This window comes from Halosimplex halobium (assembly GCF_051414055.1).
GTDB classification, from domain to species: Archaea; Halobacteriota; Halobacteria; order Halobacteriales; family Haloarculaceae; genus Halosimplex; species Halosimplex halobium.
In genome coordinates, this window is sequence record NZ_JBLKNX010000037.1 from 1 (window position 1) to 15,990 (window position 15,990).

At 71.9% G+C, this 15,990-nt stretch carries 15 protein-coding genes; 7 read left to right on the plus strand and 8 right to left on the minus strand.

Annotation, left to right across the window (positions count from 1 at the left end):
• Positions 1 to 492 precede the first annotated feature (492 nt).
• The 3 genes from ACMGFG_RS23855 (at position 493) to ACMGFG_RS23865 (ending at position 1,778) form a co-directional block, all read left to right on the plus strand.
• Positions 493 to 729: a HalOD1 output domain-containing protein gene (locus ACMGFG_RS23855; protein WP_436932787.1), complete on the plus strand. Its 237-nt coding sequence runs from the start codon at positions 493 to 495 to the stop codon at positions 727 to 729.
• Position 730: 1 nt separating this feature from the next.
• Positions 731 to 886 (plus strand): hypothetical protein, encoded by a 156-nt coding sequence (locus ACMGFG_RS23860; RefSeq protein ID WP_436932788.1) that lies wholly within the window; start codon positions 731 to 733, stop codon positions 884 to 886.
• Positions 887 to 1,007: 121 nt separating this feature from the next.
• Complete coding sequence (locus ACMGFG_RS23865; RefSeq protein WP_436932789.1) at positions 1,008 to 1,778, plus strand: response regulator; 771 nt, start codon at positions 1,008 to 1,010, stop codon at positions 1,776 to 1,778.
• 43 nt (positions 1,779 to 1,821) lie between these two features.
• On the opposite strand, the gene ACMGFG_RS23870 is transcribed toward ACMGFG_RS23865, so the two are convergent.
• Positions 1,822 to 3,099 carry an adenosylhomocysteinase gene (locus ACMGFG_RS23870; RefSeq protein ID WP_436932790.1) on the minus strand — a complete coding sequence of 426 codons (1,278 nt, stop codon included), beginning with the start codon at positions 3,097 to 3,099 and terminating at the stop codon, positions 1,822 to 1,824.
• Positions 3,100 to 3,709: 610 nt separating this feature from the next.
• Here ACMGFG_RS23870 and ACMGFG_RS23875 point away from each other — a divergent pair.
• Positions 3,710 to 4,015, plus strand: a complete 306-nt coding sequence (locus tag ACMGFG_RS23875; protein WP_436932791.1) for a MazG nucleotide pyrophosphohydrolase domain-containing protein — start codon at positions 3,710 to 3,712, stop codon at positions 4,013 to 4,015.
• 9 nt (positions 4,016 to 4,024) lie between these two features.
• On the plus strand, positions 4,025 to 5,428 hold the full coding sequence (locus tag ACMGFG_RS23880) for a bifunctional metallophosphatase/5'-nucleotidase (protein ID WP_436932792.1): 1,404 nt from the start codon (positions 4,025 to 4,027) through the stop codon (positions 5,426 to 5,428).
• A gap of 67 nt (positions 5,429 to 5,495) precedes the next feature.
• Here the strand turns inward: ACMGFG_RS23880 and pheT are convergent, their stop codons facing one another.
• The 3 genes from pheT to ACMGFG_RS23895 all read right to left on the minus strand — a co-directional run bounded on the left by pheT (position 5,496) and on the right by ACMGFG_RS23895 (position 9,152).
• Complete coding sequence (gene pheT / locus ACMGFG_RS23885) at positions 5,496 to 7,298, minus strand: phenylalanine--tRNA ligase subunit beta (RefSeq protein ID WP_436932793.1); 1,803 nt, start codon at positions 7,296 to 7,298, stop codon at positions 5,496 to 5,498.
• Positions 7,298 to 8,821, minus strand: coding sequence for a phenylalanine--tRNA ligase subunit alpha (pheS, locus tag ACMGFG_RS23890; protein WP_436932794.1), 1,524 nt, complete (start codon positions 8,819 to 8,821; stop codon positions 7,298 to 7,300). Before pheS ends, pheT begins: the two co-directional genes overlap by 1 nt.
• 193 nt (positions 8,822 to 9,014) lie before the next feature.
• Positions 9,015 to 9,152, minus strand: a complete 138-nt coding sequence (locus ACMGFG_RS23895; RefSeq protein ID WP_436932795.1) for a hypothetical protein — start codon at positions 9,150 to 9,152, stop codon at positions 9,015 to 9,017.
• Between the two features lie 181 nt (positions 9,153 to 9,333).
• On the opposite strand from ACMGFG_RS23895, the gene ACMGFG_RS23900 reads away from it, so the two are divergent.
• On the plus strand, positions 9,334 to 9,549 hold the full coding sequence (locus ACMGFG_RS23900; RefSeq protein ID WP_436932796.1) for a hypothetical protein: 216 nt from the start codon (positions 9,334 to 9,336) through the stop codon (positions 9,547 to 9,549).
• A 28-nt stretch (positions 9,550 to 9,577) separates the two neighbouring features.
• Here the strand turns inward: ACMGFG_RS23900 and ACMGFG_RS23905 are convergent, their stop codons facing one another.
• Both ACMGFG_RS23905 and ACMGFG_RS23910 read right to left on the minus strand, forming a co-directional pair.
• Positions 9,578 to 10,846, minus strand: coding sequence for a hypothetical protein (locus ACMGFG_RS23905; protein ID WP_436932797.1), 1,269 nt, complete (start codon positions 10,844 to 10,846; stop codon positions 9,578 to 9,580).
• Positions 10,847 to 11,016: 170 nt separating this feature from the next.
• Positions 11,017 to 12,657, minus strand: a complete 1,641-nt coding sequence (locus tag ACMGFG_RS23910) for a tryptophan--tRNA ligase (RefSeq protein WP_436932798.1) — start codon at positions 12,655 to 12,657, stop codon at positions 11,017 to 11,019.
• A 497-nt stretch (positions 12,658 to 13,154) separates the two neighbouring features.
• Between ACMGFG_RS23910 and ACMGFG_RS23915 the strand changes: the two genes are divergently transcribed.
• Entirely contained in the window at positions 13,155 to 13,832 is a 678-nt protein-coding gene (locus ACMGFG_RS23915; protein WP_436932801.1) for a class I SAM-dependent methyltransferase, read from the plus strand.
• A 58-nt stretch (positions 13,833 to 13,890) separates the two neighbouring features.
• On the opposite strand, the gene ACMGFG_RS23920 is transcribed toward ACMGFG_RS23915, so the two are convergent.
• Complete coding sequence (locus ACMGFG_RS23920; RefSeq protein WP_436932799.1) at positions 13,891 to 14,541, minus strand: DUF7519 family protein; 651 nt, start codon at positions 14,539 to 14,541, stop codon at positions 13,891 to 13,893.
• The coding region (locus ACMGFG_RS23925; protein WP_436932800.1) for a DUF58 domain-containing protein at positions 14,538 to 15,990 on the minus strand (1,453 nt) is incomplete at its 5' end. The genes ACMGFG_RS23925 and ACMGFG_RS23920, both read right to left, overlap by 4 nt.

Genomic DNA, 15,990 nt, shown 5'->3' on the forward strand with positions numbered 1-15,990 from the left:
GTCGCCGCGACGAGCGCGGCGAGCGCGCGGCCGCGGGCGCCGGGCGGCCCGCGGTCACGCCCGTTGACCGCCGTCGGTGTGCGGTTCCCCCTGTCCGCGACCGCCCGGCCCGGCCCGGGGTCGCGCGTCGAACCAGCGTCCATTGGCGGCCATTGCGAGGGCGCGCAATTAACGGTTGGTCTCCGCCGTCCGACACGTCGCCGGGGTCCCGGGTCGCGGCCGGCCACCGCCCGTGGCGGCGACTCGCGGGCGGCCGACCACCCGTCGCGATGACCCGCTGTCGGGACACCCGTTCCGCTGTGCCGGACGCGGACCCCCGACCCCGAACGTCGAACCCGCGATCCCGGATACGTGACCGCGATCGCGGTCGTCGACGGCCCCACCGGTCGCGAGCGACGCTATACATATTGCCCCCGACTCGGCGGTCGCGGTATGCACGTAGCGGACAGCCCGATACCGGTAGTGGTCCTATCGGGTGACAGGATGGACGGTATGGCAGTACAAGGATCAAGCGGGCAGGTCAGTATCGACGTGATCGAGGCGATAGCGGACGAGACCGGGACCGACCCGCTTCGGCTGGAACCGCCGCTGTACGAGGTCGTGGACACGGACGCGCTGGACGCGATCTACGAGAGCGGGGCGGCGACGGTGGAGTTCGAGTACGACGGCCACAGCGTCGTGATCGACGACGACGGGACGGTCACCGTCGACGGCGAGGGTGGTGTCTGAGATGTCGTCGACGGGTTCGACGGAGGACGCCGAGGGTGCGATCCGGGAGACCTACGAGGAGTACGACGTGGGCGACACGCGCCTGGCGATGATCGCCGACCCGGAGAACGAGCACGCCTGGATCCAGTCGGACGTGACCGAGTCGATCGAGCAATGAGGCGTCCGGGGGCGGTGGACGGCGGGACAGCGACCGCGGGTCCCGAACCGGTGACCGACCGGACCGAACCGGCGACCCACGCGCCGGCGGACACGGCGGCGCACCGACACCTGTGACAGCCGTGATCGACGACATCGCTCCGGCGACGGCGAGCGCACCGGCGGGCAGCGACGAGTCGATCGACGTGCTCTGCGTCGACGACGACCGCGACTACCTGGACCTGATCGAGATGCACCTCTCGGAGCACGACGACATCGCGGTGCGGACCGAGACCGTCCCCGCCGAGGCGCTCGCCCACGTCGAGGACGTCGACTGCGTCGTCAGCGACTACGGCATGCCCGGGACGAACGGCCTGGAGTTCCTCTCAGACGTGCGCGCGCGGGCGCCGACGCTCCCGTTCGTCCTCTTCACGGGGTCGGAGCGGGCCGCCATCGCCGAGGAGATCCCCGACGCCACGTGGACGGAGTTCCTCCGGAAGAACAGCCCCGCGACCACCATGTCGATCCTCGCCGGGCGGATCCGGCGGCTGGTCCACCACCACCGCACGATGCGGACCGCCGAGCGGAGCCTCACCGCCATCGAGGCCACCGGCGACGCCGTCGCCGTCGTCGACCCCGACGGCGCGTTCGCCTTCGTCAACAGGGTGTTCGCCAGCCGCTTCGGCGCCGACCCCGACGACCTGGTCGGCCGCCCCTGGCGGGCGTGTTTCCCCGACGAGGAGGTCCAGCGGCTCGAGTCGACGGCCCTGGAGACCGTCCGCGACGACTGGCAGTGGACCGGCGGCACCGTCTGCGAGACCGACGGCGGCGACACCTTCACCGCACAGACCCGCGTCGCCGGCCTCGACGACGGCTCGCTCGTCTTCTGTCTCACCGGCGCCGCCGAGGAGTAGCCGCGCCGCTCGACGGGCCGCGACCCGAAACTTTTCGACCGTTCTACGTCCCGTGCTGCCAGGAGCCCATGTACTCCGCCTGGGTCTCCGTCAGCGAGTCGAAGTCGACGCCCTCCGCGTCGAGTTTGATCTCCGCGACCTCCCGGTCGAGCCGGTCGGGCACGTCGTGGACGCCGGGCCCGTAGTCGTCGCCCGACTCGACCAGTTCGCGCACGCAGACGGCCTGGACGCCGAAGCTCTGGTCCATCACCTCGACGGGGTGGCCCAGCGCCACCGGCGTCGCGAGGTTCACGAGCCGCCCCTCCGCCAGCACGTTCAGCCGGCGGCCGTCCGCCAGTTCGTAGGCCCGCACGCCGTCGCGGGCCTCGTACTCGTCGACCGCCAGCTCCGAGAGGGCGTCCAGATCGATCTCCACGTCGAAGTGGCCGGCGTTGGCGAGCAAGACACCATCCTGCATCGCCTCGAAGTGGTCTTCGACGATGACATCGCGGTTGCCGGTGGTCGTGATGAACACGTCGCCCTCGGCGGCGGCCTCGTCCATGGGCATCACGTCGTAGCCCTCCATGTGGGCCTCCAGCGCGCGCCGGGGCTCGACCTCGGTGACGACCACGTCGGCGTTCTGGCCGCTGGCCTTCTTGGCGACGCCCTTCCCGCAGTGGCCGTAGCCCGCGACGACGACGGTCTTGCCGGCCCACGAGAGGTTCGTGGTCATCGCGATCGACGCGAGCGAGGACTCCCCGGTCCCGTGGACGTTGTCGAACAGCCGCTTCATCGGCGTGTCGTTGACCGCGAACATCGGGTAGGCGAGTTCGCCGTCGTCGTCCATCGCGCGCAGGCGGTGAACCCCCGTCGTCGTCTCCTCGCAACCGCCGACGATGGTGTCGATGAGTTCCGGGTAGTCCTCGTGGATCGCCGCCACGAGGTCCATCCCGTCGTCGACGGTGATGGTCGGTTCGTGTTCGATGACCGCCTCGATGGCGGCGTAGTACTCGTCGTCGTCGACGCCGCGCTCGGCGTAGGCGGTGACGCCCTCCACCGCGTCGAGGGCGACGCTCACGTCGTCGTGGGTCGACAGCGGGTTACAGCCGGTGATCGCGACCTCGGCGCCACCGACCGCGAGCAGTTCGGCGAGGATCGCGGTCTTGGCCTCGACGTGCATCGCCATCCCGACAACTTCGCCGGCGAAGGGCCGGTCGGCCTCGAAGTCCTCACGCAGTGACTCGCAGATCGGCATGTGCTGGCGCGCCCACTCCATCTTCCGGCGGCCCGACTCCCGCTCGGCCTCCGGGTCGTCGACGCGCTCGGTGATCGGCTCGGTCATGGCCCAACGAACGTGTAGCCCCGGGAAAACCCCACCGGATCGGCGGTCGATACCTCCGACCGCGACGCCCGACCGACCGGCCGAACTGGCGCGCGCTGGAGCGCGCTCTCGTGCGCGCGACGATAGCCGCGCGAGGGATGAGGCGCGCAGGAGCTTGCGACGAGCACCGAATCGGCTGGGGAGGCTCGTGGCCGTCTGCGGTGCTGTGCGGTTGCGGTGCGGTCCTGGTGGACTGAAAGGGCGAGACGCGCTCGCGTTCACTTCAGTCGTCTGAGCGGGCCCTATCCGCGCGGGCGGTGCGGAGAGCGCGGATATCCCGCTCAGCGACCGCGAGCGCGGCGAGGGCTTTCAGCGCTTGCTGTCGATTGCGGTCAAGGCGACTGCTAGCGAGCGCGGCGAGGGCTTTCAGCGCTTGCTGTCAGTTGCAGTCGCGGTCACTGCTAGAGGGCTTTCAACACTCGCTGTCGAGTGGAGTCGCGTTCGATTCAGTCACACTCGTTCCAGCCCCGTCCACACAACGACCGGGAACGACCACTCACCGGGCGAGTCGGACCGAACACCCTCGGTTCGCCGCCGAATCGTTTTGTGGGGGACCGACCAAAGCCGCCCCATGGACGCACAGGCCCGCGTCGCCGCGTTCGTCGACGAGCACGACATGGACGCCGACCCGGCCTACCGGGTGCTGGACCTGGCCGCCGAGGTGGGCGAGATCGCCGCCGACGCCGCCAAGTCCGGCGAGTACGGCGCCGCGCCCGAGGAGGTGGCCGTCAGCGAGGACGAACTCGGCGACGCCGTCTTCGCGCTGCTGGCGACCGCCGACGCGCTCGATATCGACGCCGAGGAAGCCCTGGAGACATCGCTGGCGAAGTACGAGCGCCGGCTGGAGGAGTCGGAGTCGGCCGGCTCCGGGGAGTGACCGGCGCCGATGGCCCCGCGACTGCTCCACTACTCGGATCTGGAGAACGCCTTCGACCGCCCGGAGCGCATCGGACGACTCGCGGGCACCATCGACGCCCTCCGAGACCCGGAGACGCTGGTCGTCGGGACGGGCGACCAGCTCGCGCCGGGCGCGCTGGCCATCGAGGAGCGTGGTCGGCAGACGCTCCCGTTCTACGACCGCGTGGCGCCCGACGCCGAGACGTTCGGCAACCACGACTTCGACCACTCGCCGGCCGACACCCGGGAAGTAGTCGCCGAATCGGGCGTCGACTGGCTCGGCGCGAACGTCCGCGTCGACGGGGGTCCCGCGAGTGGCGCGAGCGGGACCTCGTCGGACCGCCGGTCCGACGGTGCACCGGTCGCCGGCGTCGACGCCGCGAAGGTCGTCGAGCGCGGCGGCGCCCGGGTCGCGCTCGTCGGGGTGAGCGGGCCGGACCTCGCCGTCCCGCGGTCCGTCGCGGTGACCGACCCGGTGGCCGCCGTCCGCGAGACGGTCGAGGGGCTGGACCCCGCGCCGGACCGGGTAGTCGTCCTCGCCCACGCCGGCGACGCGGTCGCCCGCGACCTCTGCCGGGAGACGCCGGCCGACGCGGTCCTCGCGGGGCACGTCCACAGCGAGACCCGGGAGTGCGTCACCGGCACGCTGCTGGTCCGCCCCGGCGCGAACGGCCGCGTCCTGTGGGAGGTCGAGCTACCGGGCGACCGCGGGGAGCCGGCGACCGCGACCCGCCACGAGGTGCCGTCGGGCCCGCTCGACGAAGGGACGGCCGCGGCCGTCCGGGAGCGGCTGGCCGACCACGGGCTCGACGAGGTGGTCGCCCGGCTCGACCGGCCGGTCCCGCGCGAGCGCGCCCGCCGTCTCCGCGGGGAGTGCGCGCTGGCGAACCTCGCGACCGACGCGCTGCGGTGGGTGGCCGACGCCGACGCCGCCCACGTCGACACCCGCGGGCTCCGGGACGGGCCGCCGGTCGGCCCCGACGTGACCGTCGCGGACCTCCGGGGGATCGCCCCCTTCCAGGCCGGCGTCTTCGTCGCCACCGTGTCCGGCGCACAGCTGCGCGCGCTCGTCGCCGAGTCGGTCCACCCCGACGGGATCGACGGCCGCGACGGCGAGGTCTGGACGGGGCAGTTCGCCGGCGTCGACATCCGCCGGGACCGCACCGCAGGGGAAACCGAGGTGTCCTTCGACGGCGAGCCGCTGGCCGACGACCGGGAGCTACGGCTCGCGGTCAACGGGTACGTCGTCTACGCCGACGAGTTCGAGACGGTCGGGCCCGCCGACGCCCGGGAGCTGCACGGGCTGCAGTACCGGGCGTTCGAGGCGTACGCCCGCGAGGCGGACGGTCTGTCCGTCGGAACCGACGGACGCATCGAGTACGTCGACGGGTAAAGCGGTTTCTGCGGTGAAATCCCGAGAGTCAGTCGCCGCGGAGCGCGGTCGGTCGTCCCGCGGGCGGCTACTCGCGCAACGCGTCGAGGTCGAACTCGAAGGCGGCGACCGGCACCTCCAGGTCGTACTCCACCAGTACCTCGGGGTGGACCTCGCCGATGACGCCGACGTTCTCGCCGTCGATGACCACGTCGGCGGTCCGTCCCGAAATAAAGGTCGGGTGGTCGGTCGGCGGGGTGGCCAGTTCCACGTCGAAGGCGCGACACAGCGCCTGGAGGCTGGCCTTGGCGTCCTCGTAGGAGGCGTCGTGGCGGGCGAGCGCGGCCGCGACGGTGTGGCGTTCGTCGACCAGCGTCGGCCGGGTCTCGTCCTGTTCGATCGCGAGCCCGACCTCCGAGAGGTGCTGGGGGTACGAGCGGTGGGTGTTGTTCTCCAGGACGAGCAGGATCGACGGGAGCGCCCAGGTGCGGACGATCTCGTAGTCCTCGCTGTACGGTTCCTGGATGACCGCCGGCTCGCCGCCGCCGAGGGCGTCGCTGTCGCGCTCGACGCCCGGCCGCTCGTAGTTGGCGTCCTCGCTGATGAGGTGGAAGTTCAACAGGTCCTCGAAGCCCAGCCCGACGAGCGACTCGCGGGCGGCCCGCTCCAGCCGGGAGCGCTCGTGACGGCCGCCGACGGTCGACACGTCGGGGTAACGCGGGTCGAGTTCGTTGAAGCCGTACGCCCGGCCCACGTCGTCGATCACGTCGACGGGGTGGAGCACGTCCACGCGGTAGGGCGGGACCTCCACCTCGTAGGACAGCGCGTCCGTCTCGGCGTCGTAGTCCTCGGCCGAGGCGTCGAGGCCGGCCCGCTCCATCAGGTCGACGACCTCCTCGCCGTCGAGGTCGATGCCGAGCATCGACTCGACGTCCGGGTGGTCGACGGTCTTGGTCTTCGTCTCGAAGTTCGGGCGGACGAGCGTCGACCCGGCGTAGTCGCCGGCGGCGTCGTCGGCGTACTCGACCTCGACCGCCTCGACGCGCCCCCCGCGGGCGTCGAGCGCGTAGCAGACGATGTTCAGCATGTGGTCGATCGTCCACTGGTCGGTGCCGGTCATCTCGATGAAGAGATCGCGGGAGTCCTCGGTCACCTCGGTGCGCTTGCCGTTGATGATCGGCGGGAACGAGAACATCCCCACGTCGTCGTAGATGGCCGGCATCGATCCGTAGTCCTCGACGAGGTCGGAGAACTTGTTGGCGGTGTGGTGACCCATCAGCACCTCCTGGGGGGTCATCTCGTGGTTCTCCTCCAGCGGGACGAACCGGTCGTCCCGGCGACCGATCCCGGTGTAGCGGACGGACTTGCCGCCCGAGGGGGCGACCTCGGTGCGCGGGTCGGCCTCCTCCTCGGGGGTGTCCTCGCCGCCGCGGGCGCCGACCTGGCCCTTCAGCATGGTCAGGTCGTGGACGCCGATGGCGCCCTTGGCGCGCTGGCGACCCATCGTCGCGTGGAGCTTCTCCTGGAGCTGGATGAGCGACTCCAGCGCGCCCTCGTCCATGTCCAGCCCGCGGACGACCGCGCCGGTGACGTACGGCCGCTCGTCGGGCACGTCCGCGTCGACCTCGATGGTCCAGTCGGCGTCGTTCGTGTTCGGGATGTAGACGCCGCGGTCGTCGCCGTACTGGTAGCGCAGCGAGCGGGCGACCCCCTCCACGGAGAGCCGGTCTAACCGGTCCGGGGCGAATTCCAGTTCGAACTCGCCGTCGTCGGTCTCGCCCTCGTACTCGAGGCCGAGGCCGAACAGGTCCTCGCGGAGCTGTTCGTCGCTCTTGTCCTCGTGGCCGGTCAGCTCGCGGAGTTCGTCGGGGTCGATCGCTACCGTGGGCATCAGTACACCACCTCCTCGGTGCGGAGGAAATCAAGGTCGACGAGCGTGCCGTGCACGTCGCGGATGTCTTCGGCGCCGGTCGCGAGCATGAAGAGTCGCTCCAGGGCCAGGCCCCAGGCCATCACGTCGGCCTCGACGCCCAGCGGTTCGAGCATCTCCGGGCGGAAGATGCCCGAGTTACCGATCTCGATGAGTTCGTCCGTCTCGGGGTGGCGGCCGAACAGTTCGAAGCTCGGCTCCGTGTAGGGGTTGTAGTGGGGCTTGAACTCGATGTCGGTGATGCCGAACTGCTCGTAGAACTCGGTGAACGTGCCCATGAGATCGCGCACGGACAGGTCCTCGGCCATCACCCACCCCTCGATCTGGAAGAACTCAAGCAGGTGCGTCGAGTCGAGCGTGTCGTTGCGGTACGCTTTCTCGATGGAGAAGTACCGCTGGGGCGGTTCCAGCTCGCCCTCGGCGAGGCCGGCCAGGTGGCGCACCGAGAGGTTCGTCGTGTGGCCGCGCAGCGCGAGCGCGCGGGCGAAGTCCTCGTCCCAAGGGGAGTGGTACCCCTCGCCGTCGGGGCCGACGCCGTCGCGGTGGGCCGACTCGACCCGATCCACGAGGTCCGGCGGGAGGTTCTCGCGGTCGATCGCCGCCGGCTCCTCGAGGGCGAACCGGTCCCAGTGGTTGCGCGCCGGGTGGTCCTGGGGCATGAACAGGCAGTCGTTGATGTAGAAGTCGGCGTCGACGTGGGGGCCCTGCATCTCCTGGAAGCCCATCCCGACGAGCACGTCCGTGACCCGCTCGGACATCTCCCGCAGCGGGTGGGACTTGCCGCCGTGGACCGTCTCGGCGTCGGCCTCGACGTTGTAGTCGGCGAACTCGACCTCCTGCCACTCGCCCGAGGTCAGGAGTTCGGGCGTGACCTGCCCGACGGTCTCGGCGACCTCGACGCCCTCCATCATCGCGGTGACGCCCTCGTCGGTCAGCGTGACCTCCCGCACCGTCGACTCCTCGACCGCGACGAGCCCGCGGCGTTCGAGCGCGTCGACGAGGTCGTCGTCCACGTCTTCGGGGTCGACCGCCTCGTCCTGGAGCCGTTCGAGCAGGTCGTGCTCGGGGTCGGACTCGGGGTCGAAGTCGGGGTCGACGGCGATGGAGCCGCTGTCGATGGTCCCCATGCCCTTCCGGGCGAAGTTCGACAGCGCGATGTCGACCGCCTCGTCCTCGAGGCCGGCCCGGCCGATGGCCCCGCCGAGTTCGACGGGCTCCTCGTCGGCCCCCTGCGAGAGGGCGCCGACCCACAGGGAGTGTTCGGGCAGCCGCTCGTAGGCGTACTGCTCGCCCTCCTCGGTGAGGACGAGCTCGGCCTCGGTGCGTTCGGTGACGGCGAGCAGCCCCTCGTCTTCGAGCTCGAAGGCGGCGCCGGCCACCGCCTGGACCTGCTCGCCGACGTCCTCGGCGATCCGTTCGACTGGTGTGGGGTCGTCCGCGCTCGCGGCCTCGAGCACGGCGACCTGCGTTTCCGGGAGTTTCATTCGTTGGTCGTGAATCTGCGTGGTCGTCAGTTAACGGTTGCGAGGCACGAACGACGGGCGCGCCTCGCCGATACGAGCGGTTCGGGAGCGACGCGGACGAACCGGCCGCCCCGCGAGCCGGCGCGGGCGGTTTCCGCCGGGACCGCCGGGGTTCGTTTCGACACGAACCGTCGGGTCCGGGCGTCCGCCGCCCTCAGGCGCCGGGGAAAAACCCGAACCCCGGCCGCGCGGCCGCTGGCTGGCGGGCGAGGCGCGACCGGCGGGAGCGCCCCGAAGCGAGCGCCAGTGCCGCGCTCGGGGCGGTCCTTCCCGTCGTGGGTTCGGGTGCCATGTGAAGGCCATTCACGGCGCCGCGCAAAAGCGTTCCGGACTCGGCCACCGGGCGGTAATCGTGACACCCGGGCGGTACCCGGGGCGACCGGGCGGTACCCGGCGCGCCCCAGGGGCCGCCGGGACGCCGCCCGGGCTGACCGCGAGGCAACGTCTATGCCGCCGGGTCACAAAGGGCGCGTATGGACCGCACTCGCAGCGCCGTGCTCAACTTCGCGATCAACTTCCTCGTCGGCTACGCCGTCGGTCGCGTCCTGCGCGACCGCGACACCGGGGTCCGGGCGGGCGTCGCCCTCGGGACGCTCGGCGCCGTCGCGAGCTGGCGGCTGGCCGAGCGGTTCGGGAGCGACGCGGTCGAGCCCGCCGCGGACCCGATCGAGATCGAGATCGAGGAGTAGCGGCCGGTTCCGCGGGACGGCGAGAGCGTCAGGACCCGCCGCCGACGACGACCTCGGCGGTGCCGTCGGCGTAGGAGACCTCCGCGTTCTGCACGAAGTTCCCGCGGTGGACGACCGTCACGGTCGTGTCCTCGGCGGGCCGGGAGACGTTGACGGCGTACTTGTCGCCCTCCCGGGCGTCGGCGTAGGCCTCGGTCGCGTTGACGAACTCGTCGGCCTCGCTCGCGGAGTCCCAGCGGTGGACCCAGACGAGGCCGGCCGAGGCGTTGCGGACCGACTGGAACGCGACGGCGGAGTCGTTACCCCAGCCGTCGGCGGCCGCCGCGGCCTCGGACGCCGGGAGGTGGCTCCGCAGGATCGCGCGGGTGCCGAGTTCGCCGAACGTGCCGGCGCCGGCGCCGAACGGGATGTTCTCGACGGTCCACCAGTTCGAGACCGAGGTGCTCAGCGTCAGGTCCATCGCGGCCTCGTCGGTGTCGTGGAGCATCTGTTCGGTGGTGGCCGGGCCGCCGTCCTCGTAGATCGACGGGATGTCAGCGGGCGAGTCGGTGACCGAGTCGACGTACTCGGCGCCGTAATGCTCCATCGCGCCCTGGAACGCCCACCGGTAGGGCCCCGTCTCCTCGAAGGTGGGGACCGCGTACCCGCTCACGCCGTCCACGTGCTCGTCGACGTAGGCCCGCGTGGCCGCCCCGACGGTCGCGGTGGTGACCGCCCGGTCCTCGTAGCCGAGGATCGTCTGATTGTTCTCGATCCAGTCGTTCTTGTAGTGGAGCGAGACGGCGAAGCCGTAGGCGAGCGCGGCCTCGATCTGGGGGCCGGTCATGTCGTAGACCGTCTCCTCGTTGAACACGACGACGTCGTCGCTGGGGTCGTACGAGACGTTGACCGAGTCGACGAGCGTCGACGAGGGGTTCTCGGGGAGCCCGACCGTCGCCGTCAGGTAGGCGTTCGATACGTTCCGGTCCGTCGGCAGGTTGCTGACGAGGATCTCCGGCGACGACGCCTCCGTGCCGAGGATACCCTGGACGCGCGAGTACACCTCGCTCGCCGAGGGGTCCATCGGGTCGGCGACCTCCCGCGGCGCGTCGATGTTCCCGCCGGCAGCGCCGTCACCGCCGTCGCCGCCGTCGCCGCCGCCACCGCCGCCCCCGCCGAGCATCCCACAGCCGGCGAGGCTCGCGGCCGTGACGACCATGACGACGATGGCGACCGACCGGACCGTCGCCATCGCGCGACCGGTCCGACCCCGGTCGTGTGTGTCGATACCACCCCGTCCGCTACCACTGTCTGTCATCCGCTCGCTCGTATGCCACTTACCCTCATTATCCTTGGGAAATCGTACCGCGTTCGTGCGGGTCCGGATCGGTCCGACCGCCGTCCGCGTCTCGCGACCCTGGTCCCGGACCCCGCGAATCTGATCGCCCGCCGGTCAGCCGCCACGTCACCCCCGCCGGTCGGACCACGTCACCCCCGCCGGTCGGCCGCCACGTCGAGGTCGATGTCGAGGTCGTCGAGCCTGTCGGCCCACTCTTCGCGTTTCTCCTGGTGGTCCTCGAGGAACTCGGCCATCAGTTCTGCGGCCTGCTCCTTGCACCCGCCACAGAGCCGTTCGCCGCCGACGCACTCCTCGTAGACCTCGGTGGCGAACTCGTCGTCGTCGCCCGCGAGCAGGTAGGCGTACAGCTCGTAGACCGGGCACTCGTCGGCCTCGCCGCCGAGTTCGCGCTGTTTCTCGGCGGTCTCGCGGCCGCCGGTCGTGGCGGCTTTCACCTTGTCGTAGCCCTCGTCGGGGTCGTCGAGCAGGGAGATGTGCGAGGCCGGTACCGACGAGGACATCTTGCCGCCGGTAAGCCCGGTCATGAACCGGTGGTAGATCGACGAGGGCGCCGTGAAGCCGTAGCCGCCGTGGTCCGTCTCGACCTCGCGGGCGAGGTCCTCCGCCTCCTCGCGGGTGAGCTCGAACGCGTCGACGTGCTCGTCGTAGACGCGCTTCTCGCCGTCGACGGCCTCGACCAGGGCGTCGAAGGCGGCGTCGGTGGCGTTGCGCCCGAGGAAGCGAGTCCGCCGCCGGATCGGCTCCATCCCGGCGTTCTCCAGCTTCTCGAGGACGCGTTCGACGGTCGCGCCCCCGTAGCCCGCCGCCTCGTAGGCCTCGCGGTCGGCGCGCAGCGCCTCGGCGGCGTCCTCACAGCGGAGGGTGTCGTCGCCGTCGTCGCCGGCCGCGTCGCCGTCACCCGCAGTCAGCGACTCGTAGACCTCGCCGAGCAGGGCGCGCTCGCCCTCGTCGTCGACCTCGAAGCCGGCGAACGCCTCGGTGACGCGGAAGTAGCGCATCCGTGCCGCCAGGTCCCGCGCGAGCCGCATGTGCGGGTCCTGGTCGGGACCGACCGGGATCACCGTGGGCCGGGGCTCGTCGGCCTGGGGGTAGAGGATGTCGGCCATCTGCGTGACGACGCTCTGCATGTGCGACACGTCGGTCTCGCCGTCGAAGTCGTAGATCGCCTGCAACTCGGAGAAGTTCGCCTCGACGCCGAGTTCGAAGGCCATGTCCTGCACGTCGCGGTTGGTCGACTGGCGGTACAGCTCGCCCTCTTCGGGGTCGAACCCGAGCGCGAGCAGGGAGAGGACGTAGTCGCGGGCGTGGGTGTCGATCTCCGACCAGGTCAGCCCGCGGGCGCTGTGGGCCTCCAGGTCGGCGATGAGACCGTAGGCGTCGCCGCCCTGCTGCTGGTGCCAGATGATCTCGTCGAAGACGAGCTTGTGGCCGATGTGCGGGTCGCCGGTCGGCATGAACCCCGAGAGCGCGGCGAAGTCCTCGCCCTCGCGCATGGCGCGGGCGACCGGGCGGTAGTCGCGGTGGCCGAAGATGACACCCCGGCGCATCAGGTAGTGGGGGTCGGGCACCTCGGGCAGGACCTCGTCGAACTCCTCGATGCCGAACTCGGCGAACAGCTTGCGGTAGTCCGAGACGGTCGCCGACCCCCACGGGTCCAGCGTCGTGTCGTCCGCGCCCTCGGCGTCGACCCCGCCGTCGGTGCGGACCGCGTCTCCCTCGCTACCGGCGTCCCCCTCGGCCGCGTCGGAATCGGGCGAGTCTGCTGTCATCGATTGGGATGTACTCGCCCCGACACGCACTAATACCGTTCGCTTTCCCCACCCCGCTGTTCGCCCGCGACAGCCGACCGTCACCGCCGGACACCGCGCCAGCCCCAAACTTTATATCCCAGGCGCACGAATTTGTAGGTGAAGAGTAAATTTAACTAAGATAGTAAATTTTATCCGGCAGTCGCGACTACGTCGGTATCCCGAGAGCGCCGAGGTCTCTCGGTCGCTACGGCCCGGACGCACCGCTCGTCGACCAGCCACAGCCACGCCCACATGACAGTACTCGTACCATACGGATTCACGACCGCCGACGGATCGGGGACGGACGACTGCGGCGACGAGGACGAGGCCGGGACCGGGACGGAGCCCGCCGACGAAGCGACCTGACCGCCGACGCGGACCTGCGAAGCATCGCTCGACGACGACAGCGACCCACCACCGCATGACTGACGCGACCCACGACGACACCATCGACTGGCGCGACCCACGACGACACCATCGACTGGCGCGACTTCTGGACAGCGGCCGACGAGGGCGACCGCGCCGACGCCGCGCCGAGCGCCCACCACGCGACCGACGCGGTCGTCGATTTCCTCGCCGAGACCGGCCGCCCCGAGGCCTTCGCCGACGTGGGGTGTGGCCCCGGCCACGTCGCCTTCGCCGTCGCCGAGGCGTACCCCCGGACCGACGTGGTCGGCTACGACGCCGCCGAGCCCGTCCTCGCCGAGAACCGCGAGCGCGGCCGCGACCGCGACGCCGACGTTACCTTCGAGCGCGCCGTCCTGCCCGACTTCGCTCCCGACCGGCAGTTCGACGTCGTCTTCTCCTACTTCACGCTCTGTTACGTCCGCGAGGTCGAGGACGCGCTCCGGGCGATGTACGACGCCGTCGCGGACGGCGGCTACCTCGTCTTCAACTACCAGAACCGCCTCGCCCGCGCCCACTGGCGGCGGATGGCCGACGACCCCGAGGAGTTCCTCGGCGAGGACTCGCAGTTCGACGCCGACCGCTTCGAGCGACGGTTCCGGCTCCTGCTCGACGGCGAAAACCTGCTGTCGTACGACCGCATCCACGACGCGCTGGGGACCTGGCCACGGAGCGTCTGGTCGGTGGTCGACAGGCCCGACACCCGCTGGGCCTGGCGCCACCACCCGCTCGTGTTCGTCCCGAAGTAGCGTCCCGAAGCTTCGGTCCGGACTCGCCGGGATTTCGCCACACACACGACATGGTCGGTCACCGGAGCGCCGAGACGAGGAGTCCGACGCCGACGAGGAGGACGACGACGGCGACGCCGTCCGTCGTGGCGTCGACCGCGAGGTAGGTCACGGACCCGAGCGCCGCCGCCGCGGTCCCGACGGCCGCGGTCGCGGTCACGTGGGCGAGTTCGAGGCGGGTCGTCGACGCCCCGCGGCCGAGCTGCTCGCCGACGGTGATCCCGTAGCGGCCGGCGTCCCACGCCAGCAGGGCACACAGCGTCGCGCCGACCAGCGGGACGACCGCCGCGCCGGCCAGCCCCGCCGCGGCGACGCCGGCGACCAGCGCGACGGCGCCGGCGGTGACCGCCTGCCGACCGCCCCGGACGGCGCCGAACCCGACCAGCGCCGCCCCGACGAGTCCGAGCGCGCGGCCGCCGATCGTCGGGAGCCACAGGGCGGCGACCGCCGCGAACGCGACCGCGACGCCGGCACTCGTCCGTGCCGGCGAGCGGTCGACCGACCCGCCCGCCGTCCCCGGCCGCGCCGTCTCCGGTCTCGCCTCGGACCCGCCGGCTCGCCCGTCGCTCGACTCCGGTTCGACTTCGCGGTCGGCCGGCTCGACATCGTCGGTCGCCCCGGCCGGGCCGGGACCCGTCCCCGCTCCCGGGTCCGTCTCCGACGCGCTCACGCCGACCACCGCCTGCGGGCCCGCGCGAGCGCGGCGTCGAACCGTTCGTCCGCCCCCCAGTCGACGAGGCGGACGCCGGCCGACCGGAGCGCCGACAGCCGTTCGTCGCGCTCGTCGGCGGCGCGCTCGTGGGGTTCAGTGTCACGGACGGTCGGGTCCGGGCTCACGACGGTCACCTCCCGGCCGTAGGCGACCAGCCGGCGGGCGACCTGGCGGGGGTAGTCGTCGCAACACGGCGAGACCAGCATGATCTGCGTGTCGGGGTCGAGCCGGCGGTGGATCCGGCGGATCCGCTCGCGCCTGAGCGTCGCTCGGCGGTCGGGCGGGTAGCGCTCGTGGAGCTTCCGGGCGGGCGGGACGGGCGACAGCGCGGGGTGGACGTTCAGCAGTTCGCGGCCGCGGGCGCGGTGGTCGCCGCCGGCGCCGGGCGCGAGCCGACAGCCCTCGCGCTCGCGGCCGAACGTCTCGAAGCCGACGCGGTCGCCGGCGTCGAGCAGGGCGTCGAACACGCGGTGGGCGGCGTCGACGCCGCGCTCGACCGCGTGGTAGCCGTCGGGGGTCGGCGCGCGGTAGGCGGCCCGCCGCGTGTCGAGGAGGATCTGGACCGTCGCCGACCGCTCCTCGCGGAACTCGACGGTCGCCAGCTCGCCGGTCTTGGCCAGCTGGGCCCAGTCGATCCGCGAGAGGGGGTCCGACCGGCGGTACTCGCGGGTGGCGTGGAACTCGATACCGGGGCCGCCCTCGTCGGTCTCGACGCGACCGGCGAAGCCGGCGGTCGTCCCGCCGACGGGCACCCGCTCGCCGTCGAGCACCGGGAGGGTACACCGCAGCGTCGTCGCCGCGCCCGGCGACTGGGAGCCGCCGCTGACAGTCGTCTCGTAGTCGACCGCGCCGCTGGGGTCGGCGACCGTCACCGTCGCGGGGTCCCAGTCGTGCTCGCCCCGCGTCGCCCGCACGGTGTAGGTGAACGTCGTCCGCTCGCCCGGGGGTAACGGCGCGCCGTGGCGGGCCGAGCCCGCGACGACCGCCAGTTCGTCGGGGACGCCGTCGACGACTCGCACGTCGGTCAGGTAGTCGTCGCTCTCGTTTCGCACCTCCACCCCGACGGTCACCCGGTCGCCGGGCTCGGGCGAGTCGTCGGCGAGCCGGCGGCGGACGCCGACGGCCGGCTCGCCCGTTTCGGGGTCGCGGACCGGCGGTTCGACCGCTCCGGCGTAGCCCGCGACGGCCGCGCCGACGACGCCGGAGAGCACGAGTCCCGGGGTCCGCGAGAGGACGCCGAGCCCGCCCAGCGCGAGCGCGACCGCCGCCACGCCCGTCCAGTGGCCCGTCGCGTGGGCGACGACCGCCGGTCCGGCGGCCGGCTCGCCGTCTTCGCCGCCCTCGCCGTCCCTGCCGGGGTCGGCGGTCGCGTCGTCGGCCGCCCCGCTCCGCTCCCGCGCCCCGGCG